The 22,802-nt window shown below is 63.9% G+C and carries 20 protein-coding genes; 10 read left to right on the top strand and 10 right to left on the bottom strand.

What is annotated here, in order from left to right:
- Positions 1-30: 30 nt before the first annotated feature.
- On the bottom strand, positions 31-924 hold the full coding sequence (locus FJQ89_RS18535) for a LysR family transcriptional regulator (RefSeq protein ID WP_141171239.1): 894 nt from the start codon (positions 922-924) through the stop codon (positions 31-33).
- A 127-nt stretch (positions 925-1,051) separates the two neighbouring features.
- On the opposite strand from FJQ89_RS18535, the gene msuE reads away from it, so the two are divergent.
- The 3 genes from msuE to FJQ89_RS18520 all read left to right on the top strand — a co-directional run bounded on the left by msuE (position 1,052) and on the right by FJQ89_RS18520 (position 3,734).
- Positions 1,052-1,633 carry an FMN reductase gene (gene msuE / locus FJQ89_RS18530; RefSeq protein ID WP_141171238.1) on the top strand — a complete coding sequence of 194 codons (582 nt, stop codon included), beginning with the start codon at positions 1,052-1,054 and terminating at the stop codon, positions 1,631-1,633.
- A 70-nt stretch (positions 1,634-1,703) separates the two neighbouring features.
- Positions 1,704-2,684, top strand: coding sequence for a DUF1852 domain-containing protein (locus FJQ89_RS18525; protein ID WP_141171237.1), 981 nt, complete (start codon positions 1,704-1,706; stop codon positions 2,682-2,684).
- A gap of 24 nt (positions 2,685-2,708) precedes the next feature.
- A complete protein-coding gene (locus tag FJQ89_RS18520) occupies positions 2,709-3,734 on the top strand; it encodes a methionine synthase (protein ID WP_141171236.1) in 1,026 nt (341 codons plus the stop codon).
- Between the two features lie 33 nt (positions 3,735-3,767).
- Here FJQ89_RS18520 and FJQ89_RS18515 read toward each other — a convergent pair whose 3' ends face one another.
- Both FJQ89_RS18515 and FJQ89_RS18510 read right to left on the bottom strand, forming a co-directional pair.
- Positions 3,768-5,012 carry a type II toxin-antitoxin system HipA family toxin gene (locus FJQ89_RS18515; protein WP_141171235.1) on the bottom strand — a complete coding sequence of 415 codons (1,245 nt, stop codon included), beginning with the start codon at positions 5,010-5,012 and terminating at the stop codon, positions 3,768-3,770.
- Positions 4,999-5,328, bottom strand: coding sequence for a helix-turn-helix domain-containing protein (locus tag FJQ89_RS18510; protein WP_141171234.1), 330 nt, complete (start codon positions 5,326-5,328; stop codon positions 4,999-5,001). Before FJQ89_RS18510 ends, FJQ89_RS18515 begins: the two co-directional genes overlap by 14 nt.
- A gap of 319 nt (positions 5,329-5,647) precedes the next feature.
- Between FJQ89_RS18510 and FJQ89_RS18505 the strand changes: the two genes are divergently transcribed.
- A complete protein-coding gene (locus tag FJQ89_RS18505) occupies positions 5,648-8,119 on the top strand; it encodes a DUF3772 domain-containing protein (protein ID WP_243136121.1) in 2,472 nt (823 codons plus the stop codon).
- Here FJQ89_RS18505 and FJQ89_RS18500 read toward each other — a convergent pair whose 3' ends face one another.
- Positions 8,120-8,608: a DUF2938 domain-containing protein gene (locus tag FJQ89_RS18500; RefSeq protein ID WP_141171233.1), complete on the bottom strand. Its 489-nt coding sequence runs from the start codon at positions 8,606-8,608 to the stop codon at positions 8,120-8,122.
- A 63-nt stretch (positions 8,609-8,671) separates the two neighbouring features.
- Here FJQ89_RS18500 and FJQ89_RS18495 point away from each other — a divergent pair, with 63 nt between their 5' ends.
- From FJQ89_RS18495 to FJQ89_RS18480, 4 genes are all read left to right on the top strand, one after another.
- Positions 8,672-9,316, top strand: a complete 645-nt coding sequence (locus FJQ89_RS18495) for an ArsR/SmtB family transcription factor (RefSeq protein WP_141171232.1) — start codon at positions 8,672-8,674, stop codon at positions 9,314-9,316.
- The gene (locus FJQ89_RS18490; protein WP_141171231.1) at positions 9,316-9,828 is read left to right on the top strand and encodes a ClbS/DfsB family four-helix bundle protein; all 513 of its coding nucleotides are present in this window, start codon (positions 9,316-9,318) and stop codon (positions 9,826-9,828) included. Before FJQ89_RS18495 ends, FJQ89_RS18490 begins: the two co-directional genes overlap by 1 nt.
- Positions 9,829-9,924: 96 nt before the next feature.
- The gene (locus tag FJQ89_RS18485) at positions 9,925-11,640 is read left to right on the top strand and encodes an NAD+ synthase (RefSeq protein ID WP_141171230.1); all 1,716 of its coding nucleotides are present in this window, start codon (positions 9,925-9,927) and stop codon (positions 11,638-11,640) included.
- On the top strand, positions 11,637-12,692 hold the full coding sequence (locus tag FJQ89_RS18480) for a bifunctional nicotinamide-nucleotide adenylyltransferase/Nudix hydroxylase (protein ID WP_141171229.1): 1,056 nt from the start codon (positions 11,637-11,639) through the stop codon (positions 12,690-12,692). Before FJQ89_RS18485 ends, FJQ89_RS18480 begins: the two co-directional genes overlap by 4 nt.
- 33 nt (positions 12,693-12,725) lie before the next feature.
- Here the strand turns inward: FJQ89_RS18480 and FJQ89_RS18475 are convergent, their stop codons facing one another.
- A complete protein-coding gene (locus FJQ89_RS18475) occupies positions 12,726-13,559 on the bottom strand; it encodes a hypothetical protein (protein ID WP_141171228.1) in 834 nt (277 codons plus the stop codon).
- Between the two features lie 139 nt (positions 13,560-13,698).
- Positions 13,699-14,601: a LysR family transcriptional regulator gene (locus FJQ89_RS18470; RefSeq protein WP_141171227.1), complete on the bottom strand. Its 903-nt coding sequence runs from the start codon at positions 14,599-14,601 to the stop codon at positions 13,699-13,701.
- 127 nt (positions 14,602-14,728) lie between these two features.
- On the opposite strand from FJQ89_RS18470, the gene FJQ89_RS18465 reads away from it, so the two are divergent.
- Positions 14,729-16,150, top strand: a complete 1,422-nt coding sequence (locus FJQ89_RS18465) for an MFS transporter (RefSeq protein WP_141171226.1) — start codon at positions 14,729-14,731, stop codon at positions 16,148-16,150.
- On the top strand, positions 16,147-16,545 hold the full coding sequence (locus FJQ89_RS18460; protein ID WP_141171225.1) for a DUF4440 domain-containing protein: 399 nt from the start codon (positions 16,147-16,149) through the stop codon (positions 16,543-16,545). The genes FJQ89_RS18465 and FJQ89_RS18460 overlap by 4 nt, the downstream gene beginning before the upstream one ends.
- A gap of 1 nt (position 16,546) precedes the next feature.
- On the opposite strand, the gene FJQ89_RS18455 is transcribed toward FJQ89_RS18460, so the two are convergent.
- From FJQ89_RS18455 to FJQ89_RS18440, 4 genes are read right to left on the bottom strand one after another with little or no spacing between them, the layout of a single operon-like run.
- The gene (locus FJQ89_RS18455; RefSeq protein ID WP_141171224.1) at positions 16,547-17,122 is read right to left on the bottom strand and encodes a DUF1349 domain-containing protein; all 576 of its coding nucleotides are present in this window, start codon (positions 17,120-17,122) and stop codon (positions 16,547-16,549) included.
- 26 nt (positions 17,123-17,148) lie between these two features.
- Positions 17,149-18,537, bottom strand: a complete 1,389-nt coding sequence (locus FJQ89_RS18450; RefSeq protein WP_141171223.1) for an efflux transporter outer membrane subunit — start codon at positions 18,535-18,537, stop codon at positions 17,149-17,151.
- Entirely contained in the window at positions 18,534-21,632 is a 3,099-nt protein-coding gene (locus tag FJQ89_RS18445) for a MexW/MexI family multidrug efflux RND transporter permease subunit (protein WP_141171222.1), read from the bottom strand. Before FJQ89_RS18445 ends, FJQ89_RS18450 begins: the two co-directional genes overlap by 4 nt.
- Before the next feature lie 15 nt (positions 21,633-21,647).
- Positions 21,648-22,757 carry an efflux RND transporter periplasmic adaptor subunit gene (locus FJQ89_RS18440; protein ID WP_141171221.1) on the bottom strand — a complete coding sequence of 370 codons (1,110 nt, stop codon included), beginning with the start codon at positions 22,755-22,757 and terminating at the stop codon, positions 21,648-21,650.
- Positions 22,758-22,802: the final 45 nt, after the last annotated feature.

Raw genomic sequence — 22,802 nt, 5'->3', positions numbered from 1 at the left:
GCGCGAGGCATCAAGGGGCTGGCCAATGCGTCACTGAGCCATGGCCGGCTGGCGCGCCAGCGCGATAAAGGCCCGCACGTAGTCGATGGCGGTGTCCGTCTCGCGTGCGCCCAGGAAGATCTGCTTGGCGATGCCGCGCGCGCCCAGGCGCACCGGCACCACGTCCATCTTGGCCGCGTATTCCTCGACCAGCCAGCGCGGCAGGGCGGCCACGCCGCGGCCGCTGGCCACCATCTGCAGCATGATGTCGGTCGTTTCGATGGCTTTGTGGCGCTTGGGCGTGACACCGGCCGGCAAGAGGAATTGATTGTAAATATCCAGGCGCTCGATGTCCACGGGGTAGCTGATGAGCACTTCCTGGGTCAGTTGCTGCGGCTTCACATACGGCGCCGACGCCAGGGCATGCCCCTTGGCCACGACCAGCACCTGCTCGTAGTCGAACACGGGTTCGAATGCCAGCCCCGGCTTGTACAGCGGGTCGGGCGTGACCAGCAGGTCGATCTCGTAGCCGAACAGCGCGCCGATGCCGCCGAACTGGAACTTCTGCTTGACGTCCACATCCACATCGGGCCAGGCGGCCAGATACGGGGAGACTATTTTGAGCAGCCACTGGTAGCAAGGGTGGCATTCCATGCCGATGCGCAACGCACCGCGCTCGCCCTGCGCAAACTGGCCCAGGCGCTCTTCGGCCAGGTCCAGTTGCGGCAGCACCCGGTTCGCCACCGCCAGCAGGTACTGGCCGGCCTGCGTCAGGCGCAGGTTGCGCCCTTCGCGCAGCCAGACGTCGGTGCCCAGTTGCTGCTCCAGCTTCTTCATGCTGTGGCTCAGGGCCGACTGGGTCAGGTGCAGCACGCCTGCGGCGGCCGTCAACGACCCTTGTTTTTCGACCTGCTGGACGATGCTGAGGTGGATGCGTTCAAGCATTTGAATGAGCCAAGTTCATGGATGTATGAAATAAGACCATTATACTTCATCGATCTTCGCCGCTATCATCGATCCTCTTGCTGTTGGCATTCTTCGCCCTCGCGCATCACTCCCTATGAAAGCAAACATGACACGTCCACTTCGCTTAGTCGCGGTTTCCGGCGGGCTGCAACGCCCTTCCAAGGCGGCAGCCCTGGCCGAGCACCTGATGGACCTGATCGCCGATGAAGTGCTGTGCGAACAACGCCTGATCGAACTGGGCCAGCTCGCCCCGCAGCTCGCCGGCGCGACCTGGCGCTCCCACCTGCCCGATGCGGTGGAGCGGGAACTTGCGGCGGTCGAGCAAGCCGACATCCTGGTGGTGGCAACACCGGTCTTCCGCGGCTCGTACACGGGACTGTTCAAGCACTTCTTCGACTTCATTGATCAGGATGCCTTGATCGACAAGCCCGTCTTGCTGGCGGCCACCGGTGGCAGCGAGCGCCATGCCCTGATGATCGACCACCAGTTGCGGCCGCTGTTCAGCTTTTTCCAGGCACGCACCTTGCCGCTGGGCGTCTACGCGACCGACCGGGATTTCCTCGACTACCGTCTGCACAACGCGGCCCTGATCCAGCGCGCCACGCTGGCCGTCCAACGGGCATTGCCCTTGGTCGGCCTGACGCGCCAGGCGCAATCTGCCACCGCTGAAGAGCTGGTCTCGGCCTGATACGCATCAGCACGGTCACCAGGCAAGCAACATATTCATCTTTTCGCAGCAAACAGGACACCAGATCACCATGAGCCAAGATTTTGCATTCAGCATCAAGAGCATTGTTTTCGATGAAAATTATCACCCATCGGACAATACGCGCCTGACGACCAACTTTGCCAATCTGGCCAGGGGAGAGCGTCGCCAGGAGAACTTGCGCAACACCCTGAAAATGATCGACAGCCGCTTCAACAACCTGGCCCATTGGGACAACCCGAAGGCAGACCGCTACGCCGTCGAACTTGAAATCATTTCCGTCGCGTTGAATATGGATGCCGCAGGCGCGAATATTCCGCTGATCGAGATATTGAAGCCGAATATCCTCGATAAAAAAACCGGAGAGCGCATCGCCGGCATCGCCGGCAATAACTTCTCCTCCTACGTGCGCGATTACGACTTCAGCGTGCTGCTGCCAGAGCACAACAACAATACATCGACCTTTGGCACGCCGGACAATTTCGGCGATTTTCATGGCAAGCTGTTCAAGCACTTTGTCAGATCAGCTACTTACAAAGCGCACTTCAGCAAGGCGCCGGTCATCTGCATCAGCGCCTCGAGCAGCAAGACCTATCAGCGCACTGAAAACCAGCACCCCATCCTGGGCGTTGAGTATCAACAAAATGAGTTCTCCTCGACGGATGAATATTTCGAGAAAATGGGGATGCAGGTGCGCTATTTCATGCCGCCAAACAGTGCGGCACCGCTGGCGTTTTATTTTATCGGCGACCTGCTGGGCGACTACACCAATCTTGAGCTGATCGGCACCATCAGCACGATGGAAACGTTCCAAAAGATCTACCGGCCCGAGATTTACAACGCCAATTCTGCGGCGGGAAGACTCTATCAGCCCAGCCTGAAGAACCAGGATTATTCGTTGACGCAAATTGTCTATGACCGGGAAGAGCGCAGCCAGCTGGCAGTCAAGCAGGGCAAATATACGGAAGAGCACTTCATCAAGCCCTACAAGCATATTCTTGAACAATGGGCTGCGACCACGCTCTCTGCTTAATCAACATACACGACATTACTGATCATGAAAAAATTATTGCCTACCTCCACTGCCGGCAGCTTGCCCAAACCTTCCTGGCTCGCGCAGCCTGAAAAACTCTGGTCGCCGTGGAAATTACAGGACGAGGAATTGATTGAGGGCAAACAAGATGCTTTACGTTTGTCACTGCAGGAACAGCAGCAGGCAGGCATCGATATCGTCAGCGATGGCGAGCAGACCCGCCAGCATTTCGTCACCACGTTTATCGAGCATCTGAGCGGCGTTGATTTTGACAAGCGCGAGACCGTCAGAATTCGTGACCGCTACGATGCGAGCGTGCCGACCGTCGTGGGCGCCGTGAGCCGCACCAAGCCGGTTTTTGTGGAGGACGCCAAATTCTTACGCCAGCAAACCAGCCAGCCGATCAAATGGGCCTTGCCGGGTCCCATGACGATGATCGATACGCTGTATGACAGCCATTATAAAAGCCGTGAAAAACTGGCCTGGGAATTTGCCAAGATCCTCAATCAGGAAGCCAGGGAACTGGAGGCGGCCGGCGTCGACATCATCCAGTTTGACGAACCCGCATTTAATGTGTTCTTTGATGAAGTCAATGATTGGGGGATTGCCACGCTGGAAAGGGCAATCGAGGGGCTCAAATGCGAAACGGCCGTGCACATTTGCTATGGCTACGGCATCAAGGCCAATACCGACTGGAAAAATACGCTGGGCTCCGAGTGGCGCCAATATGAAGAATCGTTCCCCAAGCTGCAGCAATCGAATATCGACATCATCTCGCTGGAATGCCACAACTCGCGTGTCCCGATCGACCTGATTGAACTCATTCGTGGCAAAAAAGTGATGGTCGGCGCTATCGACGTGGCAAGCAATACCATTGAAACGCCGCAGGAAGTGGCCGACACCCTGCGCAAGGCGCTGCGCTTTGTCGATGCCGACAAGCTTTACCCGAGCACCAACTGTGGCATGGCGCCCTTGTCGCGTCAGGTGGCAAGAGGCAAATTGCATGCGCTCAGTGCAGGTGCGGAAATCATCCGAAGAGAAATCTCTTAACAGGCTTGGGAAATACCGAAACCCCGCCTGCGCCTAAGCCAACTGCCCCAGCATCACCTGCAAGCGCTCCGCCATCCGTGCCCGCAAGGCTGCGTTCAGCAGCGGCGCCACTTGCGCAAAAGCGTCCGCGATGCGCACCAGCAAGGCATCGAGATACTCCTCCGCCTGCTGGCGCGTGGCGAAGCCGAAACGGGTGTGATCGCGCAGCATGGCGTCGCGGGTGATGTCGCGGCGGCCGGCGCTCACTTGCATGACCAGCGTTTGCGGGTCGTCTTCCGTATCCGGCACGACATCGAACGCGGGCGAGAGGCGCCAGCGCTGTGCATCCAGGTCGAACAGCACGGCGTGGTTGCGCGGATGGTCGTCGTTGTTGCCGACGACGCCGTTGAAGACCATGCGGCCGAACAGCTCGATGGCGTCTTCCGGTGGCGCGCCGATGCGCCGGAGCTCCTCGGCCAGGCGGGGATAGCTGGTGCCATCGCTGTCGGCCGCGTCCACCGGCGGATATTGCACTTGCAGCAGCGAAGCGGCACTGACCGTCATGACGCGTTGCGCGCCGCGCCGGTCGTAACGCAGGATGCGCACGACGCTGCGTTCGGCCGTCAATGCATGGTGGCGCGTGTCGGCGAAACGCAGGCCGGCCGCCTTGCCCCATTGCATCGTTGCATGTTCCAGCAGTGCCAGGTCGACCGTATCGGTCATCAGTCCCGGTTTCACCAGCCAGTAATCTTCACCGTCCTGTACCGTGGCCTTCGGCCGTGCGCCGCCCATGCTCGGGGTCGCGAACAGGCGCTTGCGCAAGGGCGCATTGAGTGGCGGCCGGCTGTCCGCGATGGCCAACAGTTCCTGCACCAGCGCGTCAAGCTGATGTAGCCTGGGGCTGGTCAGCTTGGCGATGTTCGGTTTGGACGTATCGCCCACGGCCAGCGCACCCCAGCGGTCGCCGTCGCCGGACAGGCGCAAGAACTGGATCGCCGTGGCTTTTTCTTCCAGCTGGTGTTCTCGGCGTATCAGCATCTGCCCCCAGGAATCCGGACTCGCGTCGCGCAGCACGTCATGCAGGCCGCCATAGCGGCGCGCCAGGTGTTCCATGCCGGGAATGAAAGGCAGATTGACGGGATCGATGCTCCAGGACAAGCCTGCATCGGCATAGCTGGGCGCGTACAGAAAGCTACCGATGCCGGTCTGCGTATCGAGCACATAGCGGCCCACCACTACCCACACGCCGTTGTCGGGCCGCTGCAGATAGACAAACAAGGGACGGCTAGAAGTAGCCATCGTCGCCCTCGTTCAAGGCGGGGCGGCTGCGGATGTTGGGGCTGTCCATTTGCCACAGCGCCACGTCGGGTTCAGGCGCCGTGATGGCGAGGATACCGAGTACGTGGAAGGCGGCCAGGAACAAGCCTACGTTGACGGACGCTTCGCCCCGTTCCATGCGCTGCAGGGTGGGATGCGAAATGTCGAGGCGGGCACACAGGTCGCGTGCCGTGATGTTTTGCTGCACCCGCTGCTTGCGCACGCACTGGCCCCATATCCTGAGCCGCTCGTTGACGAGCGTCGGCATGGCGTCTTCCGGGCGGGCACGTTTTGTCATGATAAGGAAGTGAACATATTTTTTACATTGTAGTCCTTAATTGAAAGAATATGTTTGTTATTGTTTCATGATATATAAACATAAAATTGAACTTAACCGTTATAAATACAATTTTATGTTCATCTATATTCCTCAGTTTCTTGCCGCACGAAAATTTCCGCCATCTATCGCTGGAGTGCGCTAGGCTGTCGCTGTTTGCCGTACAGTTAAGCTTACTCCCGTAATATCCATCGCCCCTGTGCCGGCCGCTGCAGCCGCTGCGCCTGCTGGCGCGATGCTGTCTCGCTTTCACCCGTATTGACCTGGCCGATAGGACCGCATGATTTCATTCCGTACCCCCCATTTTTCTTCCCCGCGCCAGCCCTGGCGTGGCTGGCTATTGCCGCTGCTATTGACCCTGCTGCTGGCGTGCTCGCTGGCCGCGCCACCGGCCTGGTCGCAGCCCGTCGACGATGCCGCCACGGCCGACCAGCGCCTCGATGGCTTGCGCAAGCAGATCACGACCATCCAGAAGGCGCTCGATGGCGATGCCGATCTCGATGACGCGACTCTGTCGCAGATGCGTGCCGATGCGCTGGCGGCCAGCGCCGAGGCGGACAAGGTGGCCGATGCGCTCGCGCCCACGCTCGCCAGCGTGCAGGCGCGGCTGGCCGAGCTGGGCAAGCCGGCGGCGGGCGCGAAAGAGGCCCCTGACGTGGCGGCGCAGCGCAGCCAGCTGGACCGCACCAGCAGCGCGCTCGATGCGCAGGTGAAGCTGGCGCGCTTGCTGGCCGTGGAAGCGACGCAGGCGTCCGAGCAGGTGTCGACGGCGCGCCGCGCGCAGCTGCAGGCGCGCCTGGGCGAGCGCACGGCGTCCATCCTGGCCGGTTCCTTCTGGAAACAGCTGCATGCCGAATTGCCGCAGAATCTGCAACGCCTGCGGGCGCTGGAGCTGGAGCTGGCCAACGCCGCACGCGCCACGCCGTGGTCGGCCTGGGGCGGCTTGCTGGCCGGTATCGTGGCCGTGATTGGCGCCAGCGTCTGGGTGTCGCGCTATCTGCTGGTGATCACGGCCACGCGCGTGCCGCATGGCCGCTTGCGCCGCTCCTTGCATGCGCTGGCCGTGCTGGTGCTGGCGGCGGCCACGCCGGGCCTGGTGGCCGAATTGCTGGCCATGGGCTTGCGCTGGGAGGGCGGCCTGTCTGAAAAAACCTCGACTTTCCTCAGCAGCTTGATCGGCATCATCTGTTTTGCCGGTTTTACGGCGGGCCTGGGCCACGCACTGCTGTCGCCCTGGCGCGTGTCGTGGCGCTTGCTGCCCCTGCCCGACGCGCTGGCGCATCGCTTGCGCCATTTTCCATCGACGTTTGCCTTCATCGTGGTGCTCGTATGGGCCACGGAACGGGTCACCATCGTCATCAATGCGGGCCTGTCGACGGCCGTGGCCGTCAATTGCATCGTCGCCCTGGTGATGAGCACGACCATCGCCTATGGCTTGATGCGCGCCGAGCGCAGCTGGCGCTTGTTGCGCCAGGCCGATCCCGCCACCCTGGTCACGCCGCTGTGGCTGCGTTGCGTCACGGTGCTGCTGTGGCTGGCGCTGGCGTCGAGCGTCATCAGTTTGCTGGTCGGCTATGTGGCCTTCGGCAGTTTTATTGCCAAGCAAATCGCCTGGGTCATCGTGGTGGTGGGCAGCACCTATCTGCTGACGGTGCTGGTCGATGATATCTGCATGCTGCTGGCCTCCACGCCGCCGCCGCCGGACGTCGTCAATCCCGTGCTGGCCACGCCCAAGGCACGCGACCAGGCGGCCGTGCTGCTGTCGGGCATCGGCCGCGCCATCGTCGTGCTGCTGGCCCTGATGCTGCTGCTGGCGCCGTTCGGTGAAGGTCCGGGCGAGCTGTTCCAGCGGGTCGGCAAGCTGCAGGATGGCTTGGCCATCGGCGAGGTGGCGATCCGCCCTGCCGCGCTGATCCAGGCCCTGCTGGTGCTGGTGGTGGGCTTTGTGGCGCTGGGCCTGTTCAAGCGCTGGCTGCAAAACAGTTATTTGCCGACTACCAATCTCGATACGGGCATGCAAGTGTCGTTCATCACCCTGTTTGGCTATATCGGTGGGGTGCTGGCCGTGGCGCTGGCCCTGTCGGCGGCCGGTATCGGCCTGGAACGCATCGCGTGGGTGGCGTCGGCCTTGTCGGTGGGTATCGGTTTCGGCTTGCAGGCGGTGGTGCAGAACTTTGTGTCCGGCCTGATTTTATTGGCCGAGCGTCCTGTGAAAGTGGGCGACTGGGTCTCGCTCGGTGGCGTGGAGGGCGACATTCGCCGCATCAATGTGCGCGCCACGGAAATTCAGCTGGGCGACCGTTCCACGGTGATCGTGCCGAACTCGGAATTCATCACCAAGACGGTGCGCAACGTCACCCTGGCCAATCCGCTGGGTCTGGTGCAGGTCAAGCTGCCGCTGCCGCTGGGGACGGATGCGCAAGCGGCGCGCGCGCTGATCCTGTCCACCTTTGTCGACAATCCCGACGTGCTCGACACGCCGGCGCCCAGCGTGCAGCTCGACGGTATCGACAATGGCCTGTTGCTGTTCAACGCCACCGGCTATGCCTCGTCGCCGCGCCTGACGTCGGGCATCCGCAGTGCCCTGCTGTTCGAGCTGCTCAAGCGCCTGGACGAGGCGCATATCGCGATTGCCAAGCCCAGCACGATGGTGCTGAGCACCGTGCAGGCGCAGCCGGAGACGCCGGCCATCTCGGCGGCGGTACCTGCACCGACAGTGGCGCCCGCACCCGTACCGCCGCTGACGAGTTAGTCAGCGCACGGTCGACCACAGCAGCGCCGCCAGGTACAGGCCGATGCCGAACGCCGTGTGTGCCATCAGGCTGCGCAGGCGGGCGGCAGTCGGATGCGGCGTCTTGCTGGCGGCGACGCCGGCGCCCATGCCCGGCTGCAAGATGCAAAACGGCGCGGCCACGCTCACCAGGCCCGCCAGCAGGGCCGGCGCGAACGTCGGCCCTTGCACCCACTCCTGTCCCGCCAGCGCCAGCAGCACGGCCGCAAACAGCACGCCGATCACGTAATGGGCGGTCCAGCCCAGGATGGCTTCATCGCGCACGGGCGCCGCCTGGGCGATGTTGGCATGCGTCACCGTGCCGCGTGGCAGATGGCCCAGCCAGCGTCCCACCATCGCCAGGTTCAGCGAGGGGATGCACCAGAAGCGTTTCAAGGCCACCGCCCACACATCCATCACCGCCGTCGCGCCCACGCCGATCGCCAGCGCGTCGAGCCAGAGTATTTGCATCGCTGTCACCTTATAACATTCAATTGATTGCTTGAATGTTATAAGGGTGCTAGCATCGTGTCAATGAAAAATGCTGATATCGAATTGCTCACCGGTTCCGCCGGATTTGCCCATATTTTAGGCAGCGCGCCGCGTCTGCACCTGCTCGAGCAGATCGCGCAGGGCGAATTTGCGGTGGAGCAGCTGGTGGCGTTGACGGGCCTGTCCGTGGCGAATACCTCGCAGCATTTGCAGCAGCTGCGGCGCGCCGGCTTCGTGCAGGCACGCCGCGACGGCAAGCGCGTGCTGTACCGGCTCGGTAGCGGCCCTGTCATGCAGTTGCTCGATGCGCTGGCGCTGTATGCGCAGCATCAACGCAGCGAATTGCAGGCGCTGAGCCGGGGCGACCACGTGGAAGCGATCACGGGCGAGGAGTTGCTGTCGCGCTTGCAGGAAGCCAGCATCACCGTGCTCGACGTGCGTCCCGCGCAGGAATTTGCCGCCGGCCACTTGCCCGGTGCGATCAATATTCCCTTTGATGACTTGCAGCGCCGCCTCGGCGAATTGCCCGCGAACGCAGAAATTGCCGCCTACTGCCGCGGCCCGTATTGCGTGCTGTCCGTGCAGGCCGTGGCGGCCTTGCGCCAGCACGGCTTGCATGCGCGCCGTCTCGGCAGCGGTTACGACGACTGGCAGGCGGCCGGCTTGCCTGTCGTGAAGGCGGCGTGATGGCGATCCCGAACAGCAAGCAGGAACTCGTCGACGCCATCAACACCACGTACGCCAAGCTGGCGCAGGAGCTGGCGCGCGTGCCACCGGCCTTGGCGCGCGATCCCGTACTGGAGGGGCAAGTGAAGGGCACGCGCATGAGCGTGTGCGATCTGCTCGCGTATCTGGTGGGGTGGAACGAGCTGGTTTTGCACTGGCACGCGCAGCTGCGCGACGGCAAACGCATCGAGGACATCGCCTTTCCCGCCGAAGGTTTCACGTGGAACGCTCTGGGTGCCCTGGCGCAGCGCTTCTATGCGGACTATGCTGCACTGGACATGGACGACTTGCTGCAGCGCCTGGAGCAGGCGAAAAACCAGTTGCTGGCGCTGATCGACGCGCATGACGATGCGCAATTGTATGGCCAGCCCTGGTACACGCATTACACGATGGGGCGCATGATCCAGTTCAATACCTCGTCGCCGTATGCGAATGCGCGCACGCGCTTGCGGGCCTGGCTCAAGACTTTGTAGGGGCTGGATCGGCAGGCTTGCACGATTGCATCAGTACTCTCAGAAACGTTTTCAGGCAGGATAGTGGTTTCACGCGTAACTATCTGAAGGATCACCATGCTGACCATCGCCCTCGCCCAGATGAATCCCACCGTGGGCGACTTCGACGCCAATGTCGCCGCCATCACCGCGCGCATGCAGCGCGCCAGCAGCGATGGCGCCGATCTGCTGGTGTGTCCCGAACTGTCGCTGTGCGCATATTACCCGGGCGACCTGTTCGAGGACGCCGCCTTCCTGCGCGCCATGCAGCAGGCGCTGAACAAGTTGCTGGAAGCGTCCACGCGCTGGCCGGGGCTGGTCACCGTCATCGGCACCGCGCGGCCCAACCCCGGCGTCGGCAAGCCGCTGTATAACGCCCTGCTGGCCATCCGTGACGGGCAGATCGTGGCCGAATACTACAAGCAGCTGCTGCCCACGTACGGCATCTTCGACGAGGGCCGCCATTTCGAGCCGGGACCGCCCGGCGCCTGCACCCTCGCTATCGCCGGCTGTAAAGTCGGCTTCATGATTTGCGAGGATGGCTGGAACGACGATGGCCGCGCCTACGCCATCAACCCTTTCGAGGCCCTGCATGCGGCGCGACCGGACCTGGTCGTCAGCATCAACGCCAGCCCGTCCGACATCGGCAAGCGCGCGCAGCGCCACGTCGTGTTTGGCGCCGCCTGCGCACGCGTCAACTTGCCCCTGCTGTTCGTCAACCAGGTGGGCGGCCAGGACCAGCTCGTGTTCGACGGCGCCTCGTTCGCCATGTCACCTACCCTGGGCGTGCAATTCGAGGCGGCCCGCTTCGTCGAAGATTTTCAATTGCTGCGCTTTGCCGCTGGCCGCTTTAGCCGTACCGATGGCGCGGCGTTTCCCGTACCGGACCCGGACGGCATCTCTGCCGTGGAGTTTGCGCGGCGCCAGATCGTGCTCGGTTTGCGCGACTACGCGCGCCGCTGCCGCTTTCAAAAAGTGGTGGTCGGCTGTTCGGGCGGCATCGATTCGGCGCTGACCCTGGCCCTGGCCGTCGAGGCGCTCGGCGCGCCCAATGTCGTGGCCATCACCATGCCGTCCGTGTTTTCCAGCGCCGGCTCCGTCACCGATTCCGTCGCCCTGTGCGCCAATCTGGGCATCTCCCTGACCACGCATCCGATACGCGACATCGTGGCGCAGTACGAGGCCGGCTACGCTCAAGCCTTCGACGGCAAGTTGCAGGGACTGCCGCTGGAAAACCTGCAGGCGCGGGTGCGCGGCACGATCCTGATGGAGTACTCGAATGCATTTGGCGCCCTGCTGCTCACCACCGGCAACAAGAGCGAAATCTCGGTGGGCTACTGCACCCTGTACGGCGACACGAATGGGGGATTGGGGCTGATCGGCGACCTGTATAAAACCGAGGTGTTCGCCCTGTCGCGTCACATCAACGCCAGCGCCGGGCGCGAACTGATTCCTGTGGCCGTGCTGGATAAACCCCCGTCGGCTGAACTGGCGCCGGGGCAGCGCGACACGGACAGCTTGCCGCCCTACCCCGTGCTCGATGAAATTTTGAAGTGGCATATCGAGGGACGGCGTTTGCCGGCGCAGGAAAGCGCGCAAGCACTGACCCTGGTCGACCAGCTGCGCGAGACGGACGAGGGACGGGCCCTCGTGACGCGCATCCTCGGCATGGTCGCCCGCAACGAGTATAAGCGGCGCCAGGCGGCACCCATCATCCGCGTGCGTTCGCGCGCCTTTGGCAGCGGGCGCCAATTGCCGATCGCCGCCCACTACCCTACCGGAGACGACGCATGACCTTATCCTATCCCGCCGATGCGGCCATCCTGATCGGCCGCTTCCAGCCTTTTCACAATGGCCATGCCGGCTTGCTGCAAACGGCGTTGACGACCGCTGCCCAGGTGGTGGTGGTGCTCGGTTCCGCCTTCCATGCGCGCAGCCCGAAGAACCCGTTTACGTGGCAGGAACGGGCGGCCATGATCGCCGCGACGTTACCCGAGGCGCAGCGCGCGCGCGTGCATTATGTGGCCGTGCGTGATTACTACGACGATGGCCTGTGGGCCGACGCCGTGCGGCGCGCTGTGGCGGGCGCCTTGCCCGCAGCGCAACGTGTGACCCTGGTGGCCTGCTTCAAGGACGCCACCAGTTACTACCTGCACCACTTCCCGCACTGGCAGCTGCTGAACCTGGAGATCGATGCGGGCGCGCCCATCGGCGCGACGGCGATCCGCAACGTGCTGTTCGAGGCTGAAGACGTGGATGTGTCGCTGAGCGCCGTGGCGCAGCTGCTGCCGGCGGCCATCGGCCAGTATGTCAAAGCGTGGACCTTGCTGCCGTGGTACGCGCCGCTGGTGCAGGAATACCGCGCCATCGAAGCGTACAAGGCGCGCTGGCGCACGGCGCCGTATGCGCCCATCTTTTGCACCGTGGATGCATTGGTGCAGACGGGCGGCCACGTTTTACTGGTGCGCCGTGGCGGCTATCCGGGCAAGGGTTTGTGGGCCTTGCCCGGCGGCTTTCTGGAGCCGCGCGAACGCCTGCTGCAGGGCGCCCTGCGCGAACTGGCGGAAGAAACCCAGCTGGGCGTGCTGGCGCCCACCCTCGTCGAGGCGCTGGTCGGCGTGGCCGTGTTCGACCACCCGGACCGCAGCCAGCGCGGGCGCACCATCACGCATGCGCATTATTTTGACTTGAAGACGCGCCAGTTGCCGGAAGTGACGGCGGCCGATGATGCGGCGCTGGCGCAGTGGGTACCCGTGGCCTCGCTGCCGACCATGGAAGAGCAATTCTTCGAAGACCACTTTCATATCCTGAACCACTTCCTGCAATTGACGCACGAGGGGCGCTGAAGGACCGGGGAGGCCCGCAGCGCCCTCCGGCGCTCAGGACGTCACGCGCTCCCAGCCATGCTTGACGGCCGCCTTGAAGTCGTCCCACGCCGACTGCGGATACGTGTGTTCCCAGTTGCTGCGCAGTTCAGGCTCGACCTGCTCCCAGCTTTGCCCCCGGTAGCTGTCGCTGCCCGCCATTGAATGGCCATAGCGGTAGGCGGGATCGTAGTCGTCGAAGCGCGCGCCGGTGGCGACATAGGTGACGCTCCAGTGGCTGCGGTAGTACTGCTCGTCGTCGTCGCTGGTGCCGGGCAGGTTCTCGGCGCCGGGATAGCGGCGCACGTTGGTGCCCGTGCCGGAAGGCGGCGGCGGCGACGCCATGCCGCCCGCAAATTGCTGCGACCTTGCCGCCTCGTTCAGGTTGCCGGCGGACGTGCCTTGCTGCGATGGCGCGCTGGACTGCATGCTGGCGCCCTGGCGCATCGCGCTGTCGTTCTGCGGCGCGCCTTGCCAGCCGCCAGCGCGCCAGTGGTCGGCGTGCGCATCGATGTCGAGCGGCGCGTAGCGCTCGACGAGGTCGGTGGCGCGCTGGATATCGGCGTCGCTCGCCCCTTCCAGTGTCAGCACGACATGCCCGCGCCGCACGGCTTCCGCATAGATGTGGCGGTCGGCGTGGCTGCCAAACAGGTCCGTAAAGAAATGCTTGACGCTGTCGAGCAGGCTGTCGCTGTCGTCACGGCGGATGTTTTCCGTGGTGGACATATCTTCATTGCCCGCATCGTGCAGGCGGATGCTGGCGCCGGGGAAGCCAGCCGTGATCAGGTCGTGCCGGGCGCGCTCGGCCATGTCGCGCAGGGCGAAAACTGCTGCCAATGTATGTGCCATGATGGTCTCCATTCGGTGAACAACGTCCTTCCAGTGTAGGCCGTGTCCAGCGAAAGGGGCGCTCGTTTGCCCCTTGGAAATCGTTGTGCTGATCAAGTATTAACGACGTGACATGTGGGCCGTGGCGCCACGTGAAACCTCAGGCGGGCGTACCGACGAACGCGCGCAAAAAATCGATAAAGGCGCGCACCTTTTCCGCAATATGCTGGGTGTTCGGATACACGGCATACACGCCCTGCTGCGGGAAAACGACCTCGGGCAGCAGGCGGCGCAAACGTCCCGCGCGCACATCCGCTTCCACCAGCCACTGCGGCAGCAGGGCCACGCCGCAGCCGCCCAGGGCAAAGCCCAGCAGGGCCGAGGCGGAGTCGGAATGGATGGCGGCGTCGTCCTGCGCGGCGAAGGCGGCGGCGCCGTCGGGCGTCTGCACCTCCCAGCGCAGCGGCGAGGCCAGGCGGCTGTGCGCCAGCCAGCGCGCGCGCTGCAAGTCGGGCAAGCTGGCGATGTCCCTGGCGGGCAGGCTGGCCAGGTAGGCGGGCGAGGCGACGGGCCAGATCGCATATGGCTCGATCAGCGCGGCGCGGTAGCTCGAATCGTTGAGTGAACCCATGCGGATGGCCAGGTCGTAGCGACCCGAGATCAGGTCTTCATGCGAGGACGACGAGGAATGCTGGATCTGCAGCTGCGGATGGGCGGCGGCAAAGGCGATCAGCGCGGGGATCACCGTGCGGCTGCCGTATTCGACGGTGGTGGTCAGGCGCAGGGTGCCGCGCAAGCCCTGCTGGCCCTGGCGCGCCGTTTCGATGGCGCCGTGCGCTTCGCTCAGCACGCGCTGGCAATCTTCGTAAAAGCGCCGTCCCACGTCGGTCAGCGCCAGGCTGCGCGTACTGCGCGTGAGCAGCGACACGCCCAGCTCCGCCTCCAGCTGTTTCAAATTAAAACTGACGACGGCCTTGCTCTGGCCCAGCACGGCGGCGGCCGCCGTCAGCGAGCCGGCGTCGACGATGGCGATGAAAATACCCAAGCGGTCAAGACTGATCATAAATAAGAATGAGGAGGCATGCGGGTTGTAGAGGTTTGTCAAAATTTCTTTGACAGTGTAATCGGGGCTGGCCCGTTACGCAAATGACGATGGGCGCTTAAGCTGGCCGTTTGCCATTCGGAGCACCATGGACTATCGCAAAAAGGTCGCGGCCATCTATCTGCTGGGGTTTTTCGTTGACCTGATCAACATGTTCATCACCAGCGTCGCCTACCCCGACATCGGCCATGCCCTGCACGCTTCGGTGGCGCAGCTGGCCTGGATCAGCACCGGCTACATTCTCGGCCTGACCATCGTCATCCCCGCCAGCGCCTGGCTTGCTGCCTATTATGGCAGCAAAACCGTGTTTATGGCATCGTTGCTAACTTTTTTATGCGCCAGCATCGGCGCCGGCCTGGCGCCCTCGATCGAGGCGCTGATTGCCTGGCGCTGCGTGCAGGGCTTGGGTGGCGGCTTGCTCATTCCGCTGGGCCAAAGCATGACCTACCAGTTATACAAACCTGCCGAGCGCCCCGGCCTGTCCTCCGTCATCATGCTGGTGGGCTTGCTGGCGCCCGCCCTGTCGCCCGCGCTGGGCGGCGTCATCGTCGATAGTCTTTCCTGGCGCGCGATTTTCTACCTGAACGTGCCATTCGCCGCGCTGGCGCTGCTGCTGGCCGCCTGCTGGCTGCGCCCCGACCCACCGCGCGCGCAAGTGCCCCGGCTCGACACGGGCGGCCTTGTGGCGGGTAGCACAGCCATCCTTTTGCTGTTGCTGGGCCTGACCATGCTGGGCACGCCGGGCCAGTTGCCGGCCGGCGCCAGCGTGCTGGCGCTGGGCGCCGCCTGTGCGTGGGGCTATGTGCGCGGCGCCTTGCGCAAAGCCACGCCGCTGCTGAACCTGCGCCTGGCCGCCGAACCGCTGCTGCGCGTCTCCATGCTCATGTATCTGCTGGTGCCGGGCGTCTTCATGGGCGTGAGCCTGCTGGCCATGCTGTACCTGCAGGGCGTGCTGGGCATGCAGGCATCGACGGCGGGCGCGCTGATGCTGCCATGGGCGCTGGCCTCATTTGGCGCCATTTCGCTGACCGGCAAAAGCTATCGCCACGTGGGTCCGCAGCCGCTGTTTATCGCGGGCGCCCTGCTGCAGGCGGCGGGCATGCTGATGCTGCTGCGCGTGGATGCGGCGGGCCAGGTATTCTGGCTGGCCAGCGCGTATGCAGTGATGGGTTTTGGCGGCGGTTTGTGCAGCAGCACGGCGCAAAGCACGGCGTTTTTGCGCACGCCGGACGGGCAATTGAGCCAGGCCAGCGCCGTGTGGAATATCAACCGCCAGCTGGGCTTTTGCCTCGGCGTGGCGCTGCTAAGCGTACTGCTGAATGGCTTGCTGGCGGCGCACGGAATATCGACGCTGGACGACCCCGCCCAGCACGCGCGCGCGGTGCAGGTTTTTCACTGGTGTTTTGCCCTCGCCGCCGCCTCGTGCGTACTGCCTTTGGTGCTGTGCGCGCGCATCGATAACCGCGCCGTTCTCGACCTTTTACATCACCATGGAGTAGCGAAAAAATGAACGCAACGAACCCCTGTTTTGACGAAGTTTTATCCACGCACGCGCTGATCCGCGACTGGCTTTCCGGCGAGGCGGCGACACCAGAATATTGCGCCCAATTGCTGGCGCATTTTTCACCCGCTTTCACGATGGTGGCACCCGGTGGCAAGCAGCTCGATCACGCCGGATTGACGGCGTTTTTCCGCGCCGCTGGCGGTAGCCGTCCGGGTTTGCAGATGCGACTTTCCGACCTCGTTTTAATCCAGGAAAGCGCGGCCGGCGCCACCGTGTCCTACCGCGAATGCCAGTCGCTGCCGGGTGGAGAACACACCGAGCGCCTGTCGACCGTCGTGTATGACAAAACACCCACTGGCGCCCTGCTGTGGCGCCATCTGCACGAAACGTGGGTGGTTTAATTTAACTCAAATCATGCAAGTCTTTTTGCTGCGCCGGCGCGATGGAAAACTGCGAGAAAACCACTTCCAGGCCACCACGTTCCGGCGTGCAGCACATGGGGCCGACCAGGTAGCGCGATGCCGCGGGAAACGGCGCCAGGCGCAGCAGCGGCCAGCGCTGGCCATCGGTCGAGTACTGCACCCGTATCACGCCTTGCGCCACCGTCACGCGCAGCCAGAAACCGTCCGGCATGGCGGGGGCGGTGCTGACGGCCCAATCCGATTTGTCCAGGGTCAATACGCTGCTCAATAACAGCTGGCCATCGGAAAATTCGACACCGCATTTGATCCAGTTTTGTGCGTCGACGCGCACCATCATGCCGGCCTGGTCATACAGCGCGGAATACTGCGCCGCCACGTGCAGCTGCGCCGTGAAATCGCCGGCGATTTCCTCTCCGAAAAAGTGGCCGCTGTCGCGGATAAAACCATACGAGGTCTTGCGCCAGAAATCGGTTTTTTCATCCGTCGTCACGCGCAATTGCGCGCCTTCGGCGGACCAGTTTTCCGGTGGATTGAGCCAGCTGCCTTGCGTGAACATCGCATCTCCTCGTGAGCAAAAAAATGCTACATAGTTTGCCCCCATCCCAGTGCCTTGTACAGGGCAATCGCATCGATGTAGGACGCCGTTTCCGCCAGCAGCGCTTCGCGCCGGATATCGAACAAGGCGCGCTGGTTTTCCAGCACCGCCTGGTAGCTGCCGGCACCTCCCTGATAACGCGTGCTGGCGATGCCGAGGGCCGCATTGCCGTGGCGCGCCGACTGCAACAAGGAGGCTAAACGCGTCTGGTTTTCCGCCAGCTGCGTGACGGCGTTTTCCACGTCTTCCTGCGCGATTAACAGGGCCTGCGCAAAGCGCGCCAGCGCGCCGTGCGCCTCGGCTTGCCTACCGCGCAAGCGTGCCCGCACGTTGCCCAGGCGGAAGGCAGGATAGCTGACGGTAGGCGCCACCTCGAAGGCGCGCGCGCCGCCGTCGAATACGCCGCTGCCGCGCAGCGCAAAGAAGCCCAGGAAACCGCCGAGGCTCAGGCGCGGATACAGGTCCGCCGTGGCGGCGCCCACATCTTCGCTGGAGGCGGCCAGCAGGCGTTCGGCGCGCACCACGTCGGGCCGCTGCTTGATCAGCTGGTTGACGTCGCCCAGCGGCAGCTGGCCCGCCAGCGGCGCCTGCTGCCGCGGCGTGGTGGCCAGCGCAATGGCGCCTGGCGCTTGGCCGCTCAGCACATCGAGCCGGTACTGCGCCTGCCGCAAGAGCGCCTGCAAGCGGGGAATGGCCGCCTCGCTGCGCGTCAGGTTGGCCAGCGCGTTGTGGCGCTCTTCCGGCAAGCCGCTGCCGGCGCGGATGCGTGCGTCGGTCAGGGCCACCGTATCGCGCCAGCTTTGCACCTGCGCCTGCGTCAGCGCCAGGTTTTGCTGGTAGCCGAGCGCCTCGTAGTAATTGCGCGCCACCTCGGCGGCAATCGTCAGCTGCACTTGCCGCAAGTCCGCCTGCGCCGCCTCGGCGCGCGCCTGGGCCGAGCGGGTGATATGCGCCAGGCGGCCGAACAGGTCGATCTCCCATTGCGCATCGAAACCCGCACGCGTATTCGTGCTGGCGGCGCGGCTATCGGCTGTGTTTTGCTGCACGCTGCGTTGCCATCCCGCCTGGCTGGTGACGGCAGGCAGTTCATCGAGGCGGCGCTCGTCGAAGATGGCGCGCGCGGCCAGCAGGTTGGCCTGCGCCTGCGCGATATCGAGGTTGTGTTCGAGTGCGCTGGCGATCAGTTGCGACAGGCGCGCATCGTCGAAGTACGTCCACCAGGGGGCGTCACTGGTCGCCGTTTGACCTGGCGCGAATTGCGCTTGCTGCGGACTGGCCAGGTGGACGTCGGGCGTGCCCGGCGTGACATAGGCGGGACCGACGGCGCAGCCGGCCAGCACGGACAAAAGGGAAACAAGATAGCGGTAATTTTTCATAGGGATTCCTTCAGCGCATGCGACAGCTCGCGGGCGCGTGGCGTGGCATGGTCGGCCGTATGGCGCCGGGCCAGAAAGGTGTACACGGTGGGCAGCACGAACAGCGTGAAGAAGGTGCCGATCAACATGCCCGAGACGATCACCACGCCCAGGCCGAAGCGGCTGTTGGCGCCCGCGCCGGAAGCGAACAGCAGCGGCACCAGGCCCACCACCATGGCCGCCGTCGTCATCAAGATGGGGCGCAAGCGGATCTGCGCCGCCTTGCGGATGGCGCTGAGGCGGTCCAGCCCTTCATGCACCTGCAATTCGTTGGCAAACTCCACCATCAAAATGCCGTGCTTGCTGATCAAACCGATCAGGGTCACCAGGCCGATCTGCGTGTAGATGTTGACGGTGGCGTAGCCCAGCGCCAGCGGGATCAGCGCGCCGCAAATCGACAGGGGCACCGTGATCAGGATGATCAGTGGGTCCGTCAGGCTTTCGTACTGGGCCGCCAGCACGAGATAAATCACGACGACGGCCGCCAGGAAGGCCAGCAGCAGCGCATTGCCTTCCGTGGCGAACTGGCGCGCATCCGATTGCCAGTCGTAGCTGAAGCCCGGTGGCAGCGTTTTTGCCACGCCATCGAGGAAGGTCACGGCGTCGCCCAGGGTCACTCCCGGCGCCGGCACGCCCTGGAAGGTAGCCGCATTTTGCTGGTTGAATTGCGTCAGCATGTTCGGCTCGATTTGTTCGCTCACCGAGACCACGGCGGACAGGGGCAGCAGGCTGCCATCGTCGGCGCGCACGTACTGCTGCGTCAGGGCTTGCGCCGTGAGCCGCTGTTCGCGCGGGCTTTGTGCGATGACGTCATAGGCGCGGCCATCCATGCCGAAGCGGTTCAAATAATTCTCGCCCACCAGCACGGCCAGCGATTCTCCGATGTCCTGCATGCGGATGCCCAGGCTGTTGGCCTTGGAGCGGTCGACGCGCACTTTCACCACGGGGTTGTTGTAATCGAGGTCGCTGTCGACGACGGCGAACAGGCCGCTTGCGCGCGCGCGCTGCTTGACGTCTTCCATGGTGCGGAACAGGGTGGCGTAATCCTGCGCGCTGCGCAGCACCATCTGCACGGGCAAGCCGCCGCTCGATCCGGGCAAGGGCGCCAGCTGGAAGGCGAAGATGCTGGTGCCTTCCACGTCGCCCACGGCATGCTGCAGTTCGGCCTGGATGACAGCCGCATTGCGCGAGCGTTCGGCCCACGGCGTGAGGTTGATGCCGCCGATGCTGGACGCCGGGCCTTCGCCGCCGTTGATGATCCAGCGCGACGCCGTTTCGGGGATATTTTTGTAGATGGTATCGAGCTTGTACGAAAAACGCTCGACGTAATCGAGGTTGGCATGCTGCGGCGCCTTGATCGCCGTCAGCACGCTGGCCTGGTCTTCCGCCGGCGCCAGTTCGCGCTGCGGCAGCAGGTACAAAAACGGCAAACTCACCATCACCAGCGCGGCGAAACCGGCGCTCAGCCAGCGGTGGTGCAGGGAGCGGTCCAGCAGGCGCGCATAGCGGCTGGTGAGGCCTTCGAAGAAGTGCTCGGCGGCGCGCGCCATGCGCCCTTCCGATTGTTTCGGCTGCAGCAGCAGAGAGCTCATCACGGGAGACAAGGTCAGCGCCACCACGCCCGACACCACCACGGCGCCGGCCAGGGTCAGCGCGAATTCCTTGAACAGCGCGCCCGTGAGTCCCCCCATCATGCCGATCGGCGCATACACGGCCGCCAGCGTGATCGTCATGGCGATCACGGGCCCGGCCACTTCGCGCGCGCCCACCAGCGCGGCCGCCACGGGCGTCTTGCCTTCCTCGATATGCCGGTGCACGTTTTCCACCACGACGATGGCGTCATCGACCACCAGACCCACGGCCAGCACCATCGCCAGCAAGGTCAGTAGATTGATGCTGAAGCCGAAGGCCAGCATCAACGCCGCCGCACCCAGCATCGACAAGGGGATCGTCACGACGGGAATCAGCACGGAGCGCAAGGAACCCATGCACAAATAGATGACGATGACGACGATCAGCAATGCTTCGAGCAGGGTGTGCGCCACCTCGTCGATGGACGACTGGATGAAGCGCGCCGTCTCGAACGCCAGCTCGACTTTTACGCCCGGCGGCAGGGTTTTCTGGATCTCGGGCAGCAGTTTCTTGATGCCGTCGACGATCACCAGCGGGTTGCCGCCCGGCGTGGGTGACAGGCCCAGATACACGGCCGGCACGCCGTCCATGATGCCGCTCGTTTCCGTGGCGGCCGCGCCCAGTTCCACCGTGCCCACGTCCTTCAAACGCACGAGTGCGGCGCTGTCTTTTGCATCGCCGCCCTTGGTGATGACCATGTCGCGGAACTCCGCCACGCTGGTCAGATCCGTATTGACGCTGATGTTCGAGACGACGAATTGTCCTTTGATTTTGCCGGGCGCCGCCTGGTAGTTATTGCGCCGCACGGCGTCGGCCACGTCGGCGGCAGTCAGGCCGCGCGCCGCCAATTTTTCCGGGTCGATCCACAGACGCATGGCCAGCTGCTGGCCTCCATATACGTCGACTTTGGCCACGCCGTCGATGGTGGCGAACATCGGCTGCACCACGCGCGCCAAGTAATCGGTCAGCGCTGGCGCCGGGACGCTCTCGCTGGCAAAGCCGACATAGGCGACGGCCGACGAGTCGCCGGCCGAGCGCTCGATGACGGGGTCAAAAGCGCCTTCGGGCAGCTTGTAGCGCACCTGGTTGACCTTGGCCATGACTTCCGTCAAGGCCTGCGTGGAATCGCGGTTCAGTTCCATGCGCACGGTGACCGTGCTGCTGCCCTGCACCGAGGACGAGGTCAGGTAGTCGATGCCTTCCACCGACGATACGGCTTGCGCAATCGGCTGCGTGACAAAACCCTGCATCAGTTCCGCCGAGGCGCCCGGATAGTTGGTGGTGACGGTGATGGTGGACGATTCGAGCATCGGGTATTGGCGGATCGGCAGCTGCTTGATGGCGATCACGCCCAGCATCAGAATCAAGGTGCTGATCACCAGCGCCAGCACGGGGCGGCGTACGAATAAATCGGTAAATGTCATGGTGATGGCCTTCCCTTACGAACCGGCCTTGGGCGCGGCGCGCTTGGCCTCGTCCAGGGTGTTGGCCACGGCTTGCACGGCCATGCCGTCGGCCAATTTCAGCTGGCCCGAAGCGACCACGCGCTGCCCTTCGCGCAAGCCGTCCAGAATGGCCACGCGGCCCCCTGCCCGCTCGCCCAGTTTGACGCCCACGCGCTTGACGGTAAGCGGCTGTTTTCCCTCTTGCTGCGCCACAAACACCGTGTCGCCATACGCGCTGTAGGTCACCGCCGTTTCCGGCACCGTCAGCTGATGGCCCGCTTCACGGGCCACGCGCACGTTGGCGTACATACCCGCCTTCAGGGCGCCGCGCGGATTGGTCAGCGCCGCCTGCACCTGCACCATGCGCGAACGGGCGATCAGCGGGTCGATGGCGTTGATCTTCGCCGTAAAAACGTCGCCGGGATAGGCGTCCACCAGCACTTGCACGGCCTGGCCCGGCGCCAGTTTCGCGCTGCTCTGTTCATCGAGGGCGAAGTTCACCAGCAGCGACTTCGTATCGATCAGGCTGGCTACCGTATCGGCCGCGTTCAGGTACTGGCCCGCGTGCACCTTGCGGATGCCCAGCTGCCCCGCGAATGGCGCGCGGATGGTTTTTTGCGCGATCAGCGCCTCCGTCTGGCGCACGTCGCCCAGGGCCGCGTCGCGCGCGGCCAGGGCGCTGTCGAGCTGCTCCTGCGTGGCCGCCTTTTCCTTCACCATCTGCACCGTGCGGGCATGGCTGCTTTCCGCGTTTTTCAGTTGCGCGCGCTGGCGCAGCAGCATTGCCTGTTCTTGGGCGTCATTCAGCTGTACCAGCACGGCGCCAGCTGCCACCTGCTGGCCCGATTCGAAGCGGATCTGCGTGATGCGTCCGCCCGTTTCGGCCGCCACCTGCACCTGGCACGCCGCTTCCAGCTCGCCCACGCCAGCGAAGTAGCGTTCCTGCGTGCCCAGCACGACGGGCACCAGCGCCACCTTGGTGGCCGGGGTGGCGGCATCGGCCGCATGCGTAGCGGCTTGGGAAGCAGCGCGCGGGTACAGCGCGGCGCCCGCGACGGCCAGGGCGATGGCCAGCGCGGAAGCGCCGACGAGTTTCGTATTCATGATGTAGTCCTTTACGGCAGTACAAAAAGACAAAGAAGAGGCGCA

Origin of the sequence: Janthinobacterium tructae, assembly GCF_006517255.1 — a bacterium.
GTDB lineage: Bacteria > Pseudomonadota > Gammaproteobacteria > Burkholderiales > Burkholderiaceae_D > Janthinobacterium > Janthinobacterium tructae.
This window is presented reverse-complemented; position numbering and strand designations above follow the sequence as displayed.